At 30.9% G+C, this 15,161-nt stretch carries 9 protein-coding genes; all 9 read left to right on the top strand.

Going from position 1 to position 15,161, the window contains the following annotated elements; genetic code table 11:
• Window positions 1-224 precede the first annotated feature (224 nt).
• Window positions 225-743 (top strand): nitroreductase family protein, encoded by a 519-nt coding sequence (locus tag RSD37_RS06475; protein WP_346945900.1) that lies wholly within the window; start codon window positions 225-227, stop codon window positions 741-743.
• A gap of 186 nt (window positions 744-929) precedes the next feature.
• The gene (locus RSD37_RS06470) at window positions 930-2,135 is read left to right on the top strand and encodes an NAD(P)/FAD-dependent oxidoreductase (protein ID WP_346945899.1); all 1,206 of its coding nucleotides are present in this window, start codon (window positions 930-932) and stop codon (window positions 2,133-2,135) included.
• Between the two features lie 500 nt (window positions 2,136-2,635).
• On the top strand, window positions 2,636-4,078 hold the full coding sequence (locus RSD37_RS06465) for an aminoacyl-histidine dipeptidase (RefSeq protein ID WP_346945898.1): 1,443 nt from the start codon (window positions 2,636-2,638) through the stop codon (window positions 4,076-4,078).
• A 380-nt stretch (window positions 4,079-4,458) separates the two neighbouring features.
• Entirely contained in the window at window positions 4,459-6,390 is a 1,932-nt protein-coding gene (locus RSD37_RS06460; protein ID WP_346945897.1) for an oligopeptide transporter, OPT family, read from the top strand.
• 188 nt (window positions 6,391-6,578) lie between these two features.
• The gene (locus RSD37_RS06455; RefSeq protein WP_346945896.1) at window positions 6,579-6,977 is read left to right on the top strand and encodes a PqqD family peptide modification chaperone; all 399 of its coding nucleotides are present in this window, start codon (window positions 6,579-6,581) and stop codon (window positions 6,975-6,977) included.
• Window positions 6,978-7,168: 191 nt separating this feature from the next.
• Entirely contained in the window at window positions 7,169-11,395 is a 4,227-nt protein-coding gene (locus tag RSD37_RS06450; RefSeq protein ID WP_346945895.1) for a CehA/McbA family metallohydrolase, read from the top strand.
• 154 nt (window positions 11,396-11,549) lie between these two features.
• Window positions 11,550-12,701: a YibE/F family protein gene (locus RSD37_RS06445; RefSeq protein ID WP_346945894.1), complete on the top strand. Its 1,152-nt coding sequence runs from the start codon at window positions 11,550-11,552 to the stop codon at window positions 12,699-12,701.
• Window positions 12,702-12,943: 242 nt separating this feature from the next.
• Window positions 12,944-13,741: a RelA/SpoT domain-containing protein gene (locus RSD37_RS06440; RefSeq protein ID WP_346945893.1), complete on the top strand. Its 798-nt coding sequence runs from the start codon at window positions 12,944-12,946 to the stop codon at window positions 13,739-13,741.
• A 355-nt stretch (window positions 13,742-14,096) separates the two neighbouring features.
• Complete coding sequence (locus tag RSD37_RS06435) at window positions 14,097-15,152, top strand: Fe(3+) ABC transporter substrate-binding protein (RefSeq protein WP_346945892.1); 1,056 nt, start codon at window positions 14,097-14,099, stop codon at window positions 15,150-15,152.
• Window positions 15,153-15,161 lie beyond the last annotated feature (9 nt).

Below are 15,161 nucleotides of genomic sequence, written 5' to 3'. Positions count from 1 at the left end.
TTAAACTATATGTAAAAAACATTTATAGAGAATTAGATAATCAATTTTAAAGTAGGAATAATATTTATGAAAGGTTTAGAGGATACAATAAATTAGATAAGCTAAAAATATTATTAAATAACTATATTTAATAATATAAATAAGATTTGAGGGTAAAATAATCGTGAGTTTATTTTCACATTAATAATACCTGAAAATATAAACAACTTAAGGAGGTAAAGAATATGGATGAAATCTTAGAAAGAAAAAGTATAAGAAAATATACAGAAAAATCAATTTCAGATGAACAAATGGAGGAAATACTAAGGGCAGCCATGGCATCACCATCTGCAGGAAATCAACAACCATGGGATTTTATTGTGGTAAGAAGTAAAGAAACTATGAATGATATTATGAAAGTAAGTCAACATGCAGCTCCATTGAAATCTGCTCCAGTGGCTATAGTTGTTTGTGGAGATGAGGCAAAGGAAAAATATAAAGGATATTGGGTACAAGACTGTTCAGCCGCAGTAGAAAATATTCTACTTAAAGTCACAGAAATGGGTTTAGGAGCAGTGTGGATAGGTGTATATCCAGAGCAAGATAGAGTAGATGGATTAAAAAGAATATTTAACTTACCAGATACAGTAATACCACTTGCAGTTGTTCCAGTAGGTTATGCAGCTGAAGATAAAGCTGATGTTGATAGATTTAATAAGGATAGAATACATTATGAAATATGGAATGGAAAAGTAGAAAAATAATAATCGTAAATGTTACAATTCATTTCAAATAATTTAAGAGATATGCCCAGTACAATTTTAAATTAGTACTGGGTTATTTTATTTATTATAACTATATCTATTAAATAAAAGTTTTAAAGTTTACTATTATAGGATATGATATAAGTAAAATAAAGAATAATTAGAACTTAGTGAGGAGAATAATTTATGTCAAAAGTTATAGTAGTTGGGGGCGGACCTGCGGGTATTATGGCAGCTCTTAGCTCAGCAAAAACTAATGAAGTAATATTAATAGAGAGAAATGAAGAAATTGGTAAGAAACTAAAACTTACTGGTGGGGGCAGATGTAACATTACAAATAATAGAGCTATTGAAGAGTTATTTGATAAGATTATAAGTAATAAAAAATTTTTATATAGTGCCTTTTATACATTTTCAAATGAAGATTTACTAAACTACTTTTCTAGAAATAACTTAGGATATAAGGTTGAGTATGATGAGAAGGTGTACACAAAGAGTGATAAAGCTGATGATGTTATTGAGGTTTTAAAAAATGACCTTATAAAACATAATGTAAAAATAAAATATAACACTAAAGTAGAAGATTTAATAGTAGAAGATAATGAGATAAAGGGAATTATAACCGCTGGTGGAGAGAATATATATAGTGATAAGGTTATAATTGCAACTGGAGGAAAGAGTTATCCAGCTACAGGATCTGATGGGAATATGTATAGCATATTAAGCAAGTATGGACATACTATAAAGCCGTTATATCCAGCTCTAATACCTTTAGTTATAAAAGAAGAGTTCGTAAAAAACCTCCAAGGTGTAGCTATGAAGGAAGTTGTTCTTAGCACTAAACTAAAAAAGAAAAAAATAGAGATTGAAGGAGATATGATATTTACTCACTTTGGAATATCAGGGCCAGGAGTCTTAAAATTATCTTCCTATATTAATAAGGCGTTAGTTAATGGTGAAGTTGAAATAAGTTTAGATTTTTTAGTTGATAAATCTAGGGATGAAATAGCAAATGCAATTAGAAACAATCCTAATAAAAGCATATTAAATAATCTAAAGGGAATTCTTCCTCAAAACTTTATAAAGGAAATTCTAAGCTTACTGAATTTAACTGAAACTAAAATTCACGATCTAAAGAAGGAAGATGAAAGAAAGCTGATAGATTATATAAAAGAAATGAAGTTGACAGTTAGAGAAACTTTAACTATAAAGGCTGCAATGGTAACAAGTGGCGGAGTTGATGTTAAGGAAATAAATGCGTCAACTATGGAATCTAAGGTTATAAAAAATCTTTTCTTCGGTGGTGAGTTAATGGACGTAGATGCAGAAACAGGGGGATATAATCTTCAAATAGCCTTTTCTACGGGATATTTAGCAGGCAGTGATTTTTAAGTATTGAGCTATGTTTTAGTATAATGTTAAAATTGGATTTTAATATTATTGAAGTTTTTAATATTTATAGGTTAAATATATATATAAGATGTGTTAATGTAATTTTACTATAATATATAGTGAAGAAAAAATGGATTATAACTGTATAAAGTAAAAATAGCTATCTCAAAATTTTTATTTTGAGATAGCTATTTTCTTATTATAAATTCATGGGAAAATGTAATATACAAATTAAAGTGCAAAAATATCAAAAGTCCAACATTCAACGATTGATAAAATTTTACATTTATTTCAGTATGGTAAAGTGAAAAAGCACAATAAATTTATATATTATTTAAAAAATATATAAATTGTTCTTATTTAATATATTTTTATGTTGATTTTATTCTATATTAATATTAATATAGATTTGTAGTAATAAGTTTATTTTAATAAAACATTTCGTATATAAGTAATAAATTGTTTTATTTATGAAGAATGTAGTAAATGGAGGGGTTTTTGTGTCTGTATTAAAAGGATTAAATCCAGAAAAGGTTTTTGCTTATTTTGAGGAATTGACTAAAATACCGCATGGTTCAGGTAATGAAAAGGATATCAGTGATTATTTAGTTAATTTTGCAAAGGAAAGACAACTTAAAGTAATACAAGATCAAGAGTTAAACGTAATCATAAAGAAGCCTGCAACAAAGGGGTATGAAGATGCACCAACGGTAATAATTCAAGGACATATGGATATGGTTTGTGAAAAAAACAAAGATACAAATCATAACTTTGAGCAAGATCCATTAGAACTTAAGATTGATGGTGATTATATATATGCTAATGGAACTACTCTAGGAGCTGACAATGGAATAGCAGTAGCTTATGGGTTAGCAGTGATAGATTCTTGTGATTTACAACATCCAGCTATAGAATTATTTGTTACAACAGGCGAAGAAACAGGTATGTATGGAGCTATTGCAGTAGATCCTAAAAATTTAGATGGAAAAATATTATTGAATATTGATTCAGAAGAAGAAGGCGTATTTCTAGTGAGCTGCGCTGGTGGAGTTACTAATTATGTAAATATAAGAGCTCAGTGGGAGAAAGCCCAGAATGAAGCCTTAAAATTAGAAATTAAAGGTCTAAAAGGTGGACATTCCGGTATGGAAATAATAAAGCAAAGAGGAAATGCCAATAAGCTTATGGGAAGATTATTAAATACTATAAAAAAAGAAGTAGATTTTAATATTTGCCATATAAGTGGTGGAGCTAAGAATAATGCTATTCCACGTGAATCAGAAGTAACAATAACAGTGGAAACTAAAGATATTGAAAAAGTTAAAGAAATTTCATCAAAAGCATTGAAGATATTTAAGACTGAATTAAGAATCCAAGATCCAGATATTAATGTGACAGTTGAAAAAACTGAAATGGATAAGCAGTTAACTAAAGATGTAACTGGGAAAATAGTTACATATTTATCATTAGCTCCAAATGGTATTCAAACCATGAGTGAAGATATTAAAGGATTAGTTGAAAGCAGCCTTAATTTAGGAGTAATAGTATTTGATGAAGAAAAGATTACATTTGTTTCAGCAATAAGAAGTTCAATAAAAACATTGAAAAATGAAATTATGGACAGAGTTGATTCTTTAGCAAATTTAGTTGGAGCAGAAGTAGTTAATGACTCAAATTATCCAGAATGGCAATATGAACCAAATTCTAAAATAAGAGATTTATGTGTAGCAACTTATAAAGAAATAAATGGAGTTGAACCTAAAATAGATGCTATACATGCAGGACTTGAATGTGGACTTTTAAAAGAAAAAATGACAGATGTAGATATGATAAGTTTCGGTCCTAATCTATATGATGTACACACTCCAAATGAACATATGAGTATATCATCTGTTGAAAGAATGTGGAATTTCACAAAACAACTATTAGAAAATATAAAATAGTTGTTTAAGTAAAATAAAGTCACTTAATACAATCTAAATAATATTAGGCTTATTATAGAAATTAATAGTTTAATTTAGGCACATTGGGAAATAGCTAGTTAGTATGATTGAATACTTTGTTTAGAGTAGTTTATGCGATGTCTACAGGCTCTAAGCTTCTACAAATGGGAGTTATGAGACACTGAACTGGACGCGTGCCCTTGAGTAGAAGTTAGAGCTTAACTTTAAGTGGGAGATTAAACACACTCTAAAGTTAAGTTCTACTTTAGAGGAAATATACTAAAGATATAAATTATTTTTGGAATAAAATATCTTAACATATTTAATTAGAAATTTGTACATAGTGCTTTTTAAAAAAATAGAAAAAGGGGGCAATATTTATGAGTCAAGAGAAAAGAAAATTATCTCAAAATGCCTATGGCGTATGTAAAGGCGAAGACTATGTTCCATTTATACCAACATCAGTAGCAATGCCAGAAGCTACAGGGTATTCAATTATCTTAGGAATTATATTAGCATGTCTTTTTGCAGCAGCTAATACATACCTTGGATTAAAAGTTGGTATGACAATATCAGCTGGTATACCAGGTGCAATTATAGCAACAGGTGTATTAAAAGGAGTTTTTAGAAGAAATAATATTCTAGAAGCTAACATGGTAGCTTCATTAGCAGCTATGGGAGAATCTATAGCTGGAGGTATTATATTTATATTACCAGCACTAATTTTATGGGGTCTTGAATTAAGTACTTTTACAGTTGTTATAGTAACTGTAGTTGGTGGTATTATGGGAGTATTCTTTATTACACCACTTAGAAGATACTTAATAGTTGAAGAACATGGAGAATTAATTTATCCAGAAGGAATGGCAGCAGCAGAAGTTCTTGTATCAGGAAGTGAAGGTGGACAAGGCTTCAAAACAGTTGCAACTGGATTAGGAGTAGGAGCAGGATACAAACTATTCTCAGGTGGATTTGCACTTTGGGGAGAACAAGCAACTTATGTATTTAAAAGCTATCAAGGTACAATGATTGGAATAGACACCTTAGCATCATTACTAGGAGTTGGATTCATAGTTGGTACTAGAGCATCAGCACTTATGCTTGGAGGTTCTTTAATAGCATGGTTTACATTAATACCATTAATTAAATTCTTAGGAGCAGGGTTAGTTGATCCAGTATTCCCAGCAACAGTACTTATTTCAGAAATGGATGCTATGGCTATATGGTCTAAATACATTAGATATATAGGTGCAGGTGCAGTTGCAATGGGAGGATTTGTTTCTCTTGCAAAAGCAATTCCAACAATTATAACAAGCTTTAAACAAGCTATGAGTGGAATTGGAACTAAAGGAACAGAAAAAGTTAGTAGAATAGACTTAGAAGCACCACTTACTTGGGTTATCTTAGCAGCAGCTTTTGGCTTTGCATTAGTTTGGTTAGTACCATCTATAAATGGAGGCTTCTTAGGCGGTCTAATGGCAGTTATATTCAGTTTCTTCTTTGCTGTTGTTTCAGCAAGAATGGTTGGTATAATTGGAGCATCTAACAATCCAGTTTCAGGAATGACTATAGCAACATTACTATTTGTAACCACTGTAATTAAGGTTACAGGGGGAACAAGTCAAGTATATATGAATAAAGCAATATTAATAGGTGGAGTTGTATGTGTGGCTATAGCAGTTGCTGGAGGAGTTGCACAAAGTTTAAAAACTACATTTATTATAGGTGGTACACCTAAAAAAGTTCAATTAGGAATGTTTTTAGCATTGGCAGTAGCTGCTGTATTCTCAGCTTTTGTAATTAATATGTTAAACACTGCTTATGGTATAGGTTCAGATGCGGTACCAGCACCACAAGCAACATTAATGAGTATGATAGTTGAGGGAATAATGACAGCTAAGCTTCCATGGACATTAGTTGGATCAGGAGCTGCAATAGCATTATTCTGTGAGTTAGCAGGACTTTCAATATTACCAGTTGCATTAGGTATATATCTTCCAATAACTCTAAATGCTACTATATTTATAGGTGGATGCATAAGAGAGATTGTAGAAAGAAAATTTGCAAAAGAAAAAGAAAGAAAAGCAGAAGTTGTGGAAAAGGGAACTCTTCTTGCATCAGGTTTAGTTGCAGGAGACGCTCTAATGGGTATAGTAGTAGCTGGATTTGCTACATTAAACATAAACATTGCCTTTGGTAAAAACTTCTTAACAGGAATAACTCAAAGTAATCTATTTGCTTGTGTAATGTTCTTATTACTAGGATTATGGATTTACATGTTCGCTTGTAAGAAAGATAAAATAGTTAAGTAAAAAAATATTAAATAGAATTATCTATTATGAGTTAGGTAAATTCGCTTGTTTGCAGATCATACTTATCTGTGAACAAGCGATTTACTATATTTTAAGAACATTTATTATATATACACAATATAATTATTAATTTTAGTGGAATGTATTATGAATATTAATTAGTTATAAGTTAGGAGGAGGAGTTTTACATGAGAGAAAAAAAATCTCAAAAAGAAAAACTAGAAAGTAAACAACAAGATACAAAACATAACTTTGCACTTTATGTACCAGAAATTAAGGATATAGAATGGAAAGAGGAAGCTGGAAAAGTTATACTATGTATAAAAATAACTGATCCAGTAAAGAAGTTTTTAGCATGGATGGTTAAAAGAACTCCACAAACTAATTTACAGTTAGATGAAAGATGTTCTACAGTGTGGAAATATATTGATGGAAAAAGAACTGTCTATGACATTTCTAAGCTTATGGCAGAAATATATAAAGATGATGTAGATGCAGAATTATATAGGTTAGTTACATATTTAAAGTATATATCTAAAAGAGGTTGGATAAGGTTTAAAGAATATGAGAGTGAAGTAAAAATTTAATAACTGTAATTTAGTTCAGATCTATATAAATGTAGATTTGAACTTTTTTATTTTTTTTGTTAAATTTTATAAGATTTACTAAATTGATATTAATAAAAGTTATTTATATATAAAAATATGTAAAAAACTTCTAAAAATGTTATATAGCTATATATTTATAGTGTAAAAGTTTTTAGGGGGGATAATTAAAAATGAGAAAGAGAAATCATAAAGTGTTAAGCTTTATGACTGCATTGTTATTTTTAGTAACTTACATTGCTTTACCTAGTGTAAATGCATTTGCTGCTGACACATTATTAGAAGTTGCTTTAAGTGGTGATGAAAGTGAAGTTGTAATATTTTCAGAGGGATTTACAGGAACTAAAAATGAGGTAAAACCGGTAGGTGAGGGATGGACAATTGTACGAAAAGGAGCTGAAGCTACTAGCTTTCAAGGATATGACAGTAAAGATAATTTTGGAGTAGCACCTCCATCTGTTGGTTTTGGAAAAAGCATAAAAGCAAATGAAGAGGAGTCATTAGAAACACCAGAATTTACTTTATCTTCAGTGGGTAAATTAAGTTTTTGGTACAAAGGACAAAGTATCAGTACAGATAAATTATCAATATTAAAGGTTGAACTTAAAGTGAATGGAGAGTGGCAAGGGATAACGGTGCCAGATATTACAAAGGCAGGTATCTTTGAAGCTGAAATTCCAAAGGATACAACAAGAGTAAAACTTACCTATAATAAGAATTCAGGAAATCTTGCAATTGATGACATAAAGGTTACCTGCGAAAAAGTGGCAGAGCCAGATACAGAGGCACCTGCCATAGAGCATACAGCAATTCTAAAGGCTCCTATTGACGTTGATTTAGTAATAGAATCAAAGGTTATGGACAATAAAAAAGTAGAAGCTGTAACTTTGAACTATAGAGTTAAGGGAACAGAAGATTTTAAAACTTTAAATATGAGTAAATTAGAAGAATCAAAATATACTGCTTCAATAGTTAAGGAAGACTTAGATATTAAGGGAGTAGAGTATTATATAGTAGCTACAGATGGTACGAATAGTACAAGAACACCTAATGAGGGTTCATACTCAGTAGAAATAATAGATGAAGATATGGTTGGACCAGAGATATATGATTTAGCTCCTGCAGAAGGGAATAGTGTTGGAGAAGAATTAAGACCACAAATTAAAGCATCAATGAAAGATAAAACTGGTGTTGATGCAACTACTGTTAAAGTGTTCTTTAATGGAACAGAGGTAACTAAAAAGGCAACAATTACAAAATCTTCAGTAGCATACATTCCAACTGAAGACTTAGCCGATGGAACTCATAAAGTTAAAATCGAAGTAAAGGATACTTTGGGAAACCAATCTGTTAAGGAATGGTCTTTTAGAAAAGGTAAACTAAGCCATTATTTTGGACAACTTCACGCACATACTAATATTTCAGATGGTACAGGTACACTAGATGAAGCTTATAATTGGGCTATAAAAAATGGAGCAGATTATCTAGCAGTTACAGATCATTCAAATTGGTTTGATAATGATACAGCGGGCAATTTAGGTAATGGTTCAGCTAGTAAAGCTTGGACTAGTGCTCAAACAATATCTAATAAGTATAATAAAAACGGTGATTTTACAGCAATATATGGTTATGAAATGACTTGGTCTGGTTCAACAGGTGGTTGGGGTCACATGAATACCTTTAACACACCAGGATTTGAAACTAGAACTAATAAGTCAATGGATCTTCAAACCTACTACAATACATTACAAACACAACCACAATCAGTATCACAATTAAATCACCCAGGAAAAACCTTTGGTGACTTTGCTGACTTTGGATTCTATAGCCAAGGGGCTGACAAAGTTGTTAACTTGATAGAGGTTGGAAATGGAGAAGGACCAATAAGAGGTTCTGGATACTTCCCAAGCTATGAGTATTATACAAGAGCTTTAGATAAGGGATGGCATGTTGCACCAACAAATAATCAAGACAATCATAAAGGTAAATGGTTTACTGCCAATACAGCTAGAACAGTAATAGTTGCAGGTGACAATTCAAGGGATTCATTATATGAAGCTATGAGTGATAAACAAGTTTATGCTTCAGAAGATTCCAACATGACAATTGATTACACTGTAAATGGTGCAATAATGGGAAGCTCATTAGGCGAAGATGTAGATAAGTTATCATTTAAAGTTGATATAGCAGATGACGATGCTATAAGCAAGGTTTCAGTTATAGCTAATGGTGGAGTTGAAGTTACATCTAAAGAAATTAATTCAAACAATGCAAACTGGGAATTTGAATTGAGTCCAGAATACACTTACTACTATATTAAAGTAGTTCAAGCAGATAAGGATATAGCAGTAACAGCTCCAGTTTGGATTGGAGATAGTAGTAATGTGGGATTAACTGAGGTTAAAGTTGATAATGAGTTAGCCTTGGAAAATGAGAATGTAGAAGTTTCAGTTGGAGTTTATAACAATGAAACAAAAGCTTTAAATAATCTAAAGGTTGAATTCTTTACAAATGAAATCTCAGAAGAAAATAAAATCGGTGAAAAAGTTATACCTATAGTGGAAGCAAATAAGACAGAAAATGTTGTATTAAACTGGGTACCAACTAAACAAGGTGAATATACAATCTATGCCAAAACTACACTACCAGTTAGTGGAAACGAAAAAGTATTTACTAAGAGTGTGAAAGTTAAGGTTGTAAATCCAGAAAACACTTATAAGGTTTTACTAGATGGTGCTCATTACAATCAATATGTAACTGGAAATTATGCAGGAAAATATACAGCAATTAAGAGCTTATTAGATGGCAGAAACGCAATAACTAAGATAAATAAAGAGCCTATAACCGATGATATCCTTAAAGGTGTAAATATATTAGTTATTACAGATCCTCAAAGTGTTGATGATACTGAGTATGGATTATCTAAGAGCAAATTTCAGACTAGTGAAATAGAAGCTATTAAGAAATATGTAGACAATGGTGGAAATATAATAGTAACTACTAAAGCAGATTACAAGGATGGAGAAGGTGAATATAGCAACGGAGCTCAAGTGAATCCTATTTTAGAAGCTATAGGAACTGAGTTGAGAGTAAATGATGACCAGGTTGTTGATGATGCTACAAATGGAGGTCAAGCATATAGATTATACCTTAAGGAATATGCTTCTCCAAAATATAATTTAGTGGATGGAATAGAAAATGGAGTTGAACAGTATAGTTTCTATAGTGGTGCTTCAATAATCCTTACAGAAGGTACAAAAGGAGAAAAGGTTGATTTCTTAGTAAAAGGACATGAAACAACAACTGCTAATGATGCTGATGGAAAGAAAGATAATGTACCAGCAAAAATGGGCGATGTATCGGTAATTGGTGCAGAGGAGTTAACTAGTGGCGGTAAAGTTATAGTTGCTGGTAATACCTTTTTCTCAGATTTTGAAATAGATGGAACCAGTGGTGACACTTATTCAAATAAAAAACTTACAAATAATATTATGGATTGGATGATGCCAAAGAAGGTAGCCCAAACAGTAAACATTGCAGACATTAGATTAGATGAAGATAATGATAATGTTCCAGATTTAAAGGGACAAGAATTCACAATTGAAGGTACAGTTACCTCTCAATCAGAAGCAGTATCTCCAAAGAATTCATTCTTTGAGGTAATTTATGTGGAAGATGAAACAGGCGGAATATGTGTGTTTGGTGTTTCTAATACTCAATTACAAGTTGGACAAAAGGTTAGAATTACTGGAGTAGTTGATGAGTATCAAGGCGAGTTTGAAATTGCAATTACAGATGAGGATGCACAGCTGAAGATAATAGATGAAACTATTAATAAATTAAATCCTTTTAAAGTATCAACAGGAGACAGTATGGTTAAGGCTAACGGTGGAAAACTTGTGAGTGTAGAAGGTAAAGTTGTAGATATGGATGAATCAAATCTTTATATCAATGATGGTAGTGGAATCTCAAGAGCCTATGTAGAAGGTTATATTTGGGATGGTATTAATGAAACTATGAAGGGTAAATGGAATTCAGAAATTGAAATTGGAGATACTGTAAAAGTAGTTGGACTTGCATCTATGGATCCAGAGGGTGCTAGATTAAGAGTAAGAAATACTTCTGAAATTGAATTAGTAAAAAAAGCAGATCCGGTAGATCCACCAGTAGATCCGGTAGATCCAGTAGATCCGCCAGTAGATCCAGTGAACCCAACAGATCCAGGCAAAGAGAAACCAGATTCAGTTAAGCCTGACACTGGAGATAATAAACCAAATAAACCAAGCAAACCAAGTCTTCCTAAAACAGGCGGATCAAGTACTGCAATGGTAATTGGTGTTGTAGGAGTAATAGCTGTTGCAGGAGGAGTATTCTTAATAAGAAAGAAGAAAGAAGACTAGTAGGAACAAGTTATTCTTAGATTCAGAGAGACAGTTAGAATAGCTATACATGGGATAAAATCAGTAGTATAACAAAGAGGGCATTTTAGTTGTAAATTCAACTTCTAAGGTGCCCTTAGATTAAAAATAATAAATCAGAAGAGGAGAATTTTCTATGAATACAAAAATGTACAAGCATCATATTATACCATTATTAGTTACAATCATTTTAGGAGTAATAATTATAATTTCATCAAATTTAATATTTGATAGTGGATTTTTAAAAGATAAACAAAACAAGGGAGTAGAATACTATGAAGCAGAAGTAAAAGATATATTAAGGGAAAATCTTCAAGATGATAAATATATAGATGATGTAGAACTTGGGTATCAGGAAGTAAGATTAAAAATACTAGATGGCCCTTATAGTGAGCAAGAATATGAAATAACCAATACTGTAAGCCGATTATATAATATGAAAGTTAAGGAAGGTAGTAAGGTAATAATAGGTATGTATTTCATAGATGGAGTAATAAAGGATGTTACAATATCTAGCTTTAAAAGAAGCAGTATACTATGGGTTATGGCTATGCTATTCTTTTTAGTAATACTATTAGTGGGTGGACTTAAGGGGTTAAAATCAATTGTATCATTAGTATTTACCATGATTTGTGTAGTATTTTTAATGTTACCTTTAATGTTACGAGGAGTAAGTCCAATAATATCAGCAATTATAATAGCTATAGTAAGTATAACAGCTACCTTAACACTAGTTTCAGGAATAAATAGAAAAAGCTTTTCCGCAATACTTGGAACTCTAACAGGAGTACTAATAGCTGGAATTCTTGCTTATATATTTGGAGAACTCACAAATCTTTCGGGAATAAATATGTCAGATTCAGAGAGCATTATGTATATAGCAGAAACAACTGGACTTAAAGTAAAAGGAATAATGTTTGCAGGAATATTAGTTTCAGCTTTAGGAGCTGTAATGGACGTGTCAATGTCAATATCTTCATCGATATTTGAAATATCAGTATTAAATAAAGATATCAGTATAAAGGGATTATTTAAAAGTGGAATGAATATAGGAAGAGATGTCATAGGAACCATGTCAAATACATTAATCCTAGCCTTTGCGGGAGGATCACTAAATACATTAATTCTAATATACTCTTCAAGTATGACTGCAAATCAATTATTTAATTTAGATGTATTAGGAACAGAATTAATTCAAGGGTTAGCAGGAAGTATAGGAATAATATTAACAGTTCCCATAACTGCTATAATTTCAGCTTACTTATGTAAGAAAAAATTAAATTCATAAGTCTATTTTAGTTCAAATCTATATAAGTGTAGATTTGAACTTTTTTTATCTTTTGATTGTTAAATTAAGAGCTGTTTATTAAATATATAGTATATCTAATATTCGATCTGAAGTTAAGTTTAAACTCATATATGTAAGGGGTAAATATTTGTTCTAAACATGTGGTTTTGAATAAATATTATATGTAAGACATTCGAAAATGATATATAATAATATCAGCAGGTTGTAAGGAGTGTGTACAGATGAAGAAGAGTTTTAATATAGATGAATTTTTGTTGAAGTATCCATATGTAAGGGAAGAAATTGAAAAAAATAATATCAATGATAAAAATCTTAAGGAAATATACGATGACTATATATCATCTAAAGATTCCTATGAGAATCAAGCAAGCTTTATAGCTAATATATTACGTTCTCATGGCATGGTACATTCCGTTAAATCAAGGATTAAGGAACCAGATAGATTAATAGAGAAGGTAATAAGAAAAACTGAGGATAGAAAAGGTAAGTACCACAAGGGGTTTCACTTTACTGTAGATAATTATAAAGATGAAATAAATGACTTAATAGGAATAAGAGTTATACATATATTGAAGGATCAGTGGCAAGATATACACGATTTTATTATAAATACTTGGAATGTTATTGAGATAACTGCAAATGTAAGGGATGGAGATAACACTAAGATTTTTGATGATTTAAACATAGAGGTAAGACCGAGAATATCAGGATATCGCTCTGTGCATTATTTAGTAGAGTTTTATCCAACAAACCAAAGAGTTATTGCAGAGATACAGGTTAGGACAATTTTTGAAGAAGGCTATGGAGAAATAGATCATAGACTTAGGTATTCACACAAAGAAATTCCTGAAATACTAAAGTCAAATCTTCTATTATTTAATAGAATTATAGGAAGTGCAGATGAAATGGCGTCTTTAATTAATGGTCTTAGTAAGGAATGGTGTGAAAAGGAATTAGATTATAAGAGGATTATAGAGGAGCAAAGAGCAGAGATAGAGAGATTAAATAGTGAGAATTAGAGTGAGGAAAATATGAAGAAATTTTTTATATAGATATGAATTCACTTAATCTATATAAATTCAAATAAATATTAATAATAAAGTAAAAGCAAGGGAATTTGAAATTCCCTTGCTTTTACTTTATTTGTATGAGTACTAAATAACAAAATAAGATTTTATTGAAAAATTTATTCCAATTTGATTTAAAGTTAAAATTAAAGTATAGATCAATAATAAGTTAGTTAAAAAAAGAGTAAATGAAAAATATTATCATTGACAAATGATAATCGATATCGTATTATATGAATAGTTAGATGATGATAGTGATTATCATTATCTTCAAATTAAATTATAATAAGATGGAGGTATTTAAAAAATGGCTTTTAATAAAAAATCTATAACATCATTAGTAGGAATAGCAGTTCTTACAACAGGAATTTTAACAGGGTGCGCTTCAAGCTCTTCTAATAAACCAACAGAAAATCAAGGTGAAGAAGTAGTTAATATATATTCGGCTAGACATTATGATGTAGACAAAGAGTTATACAAAGCATTTGAGGAAGAAACAGGAATCAAAGTTAATGTAGTGGAAGGCAAAGAGGCTGAACTACTTGAAAGATTAAAAAGAGAAGACAAAGATACGGAGGCGGATATATTTGCAAGTGCTGATATAGCAAATCTTTATCAAGCAGTAGAGGCTGACTTAGTTCAACCTATTGTATCAGAAGCAATAGATAAAAACATACCAGAAAACTTAAGAGGAGAAGATAATAAATGGGTAGCACTTACAACAAGAGCTAGAATAATAGCCTATGATAAAGAAAAAGTAAGCCCTGATGAGTTATCTACATATGAAGATTTAACAAGTGATAAGTGGAAAAATGAAATATTAGTAAGATCTTCAGATTCAACCTATAATCAGTCATTATTAGCATCTTTCATAGAGCTAAATGGTGAAGATAAAGCAAAAGAGTGGGCTGAAGGTATAGTTAATAATATGGCTAGACAACCACAAGGAAATGATAGAGACCAAGTAAAAGCTATTGCCTCAGGAGAGGGCAAACTTGCTATAATAAACACTTACTATATAGGTAAACTGTTAAATTCAGAGGATAGCGAGGAAGTAAAAGCAGGAGAGAAAGTTGGAGTTTTCTTCCCAGAGAACACTAATGTTAATATAAGTGGTGTAGTTATGAGTAAACATTCTAAAAACAAAGATAATGCTACTAAATTTATAGAATTTATGACTGAAGAAAAAGCTCAAAAGGCTATGACAGACAGCAATTATGAATACCCAGCAAATCCAAGTGTAGAAGCTAGTGAATTATTAAGATCTTGGGGAGAGTTTAAACCACAAGATATAGATATAACAAAAATTGGAGAATACAACAAGAAAGCAGTTGAAATATTTAACCAAATAGGTTGGAAATAATAATTTTTA

It is taken from the genome of Clostridium sp. (genome assembly GCF_036646415.1).
Taxonomy (GTDB): domain Bacteria; phylum Bacillota; class Clostridia; order Clostridiales; family Clostridiaceae; genus Clostridium_J.
Note: the sequence above shows the minus strand (reverse complement) of the source record. Positions and strands in the feature narration are given on the sequence as shown.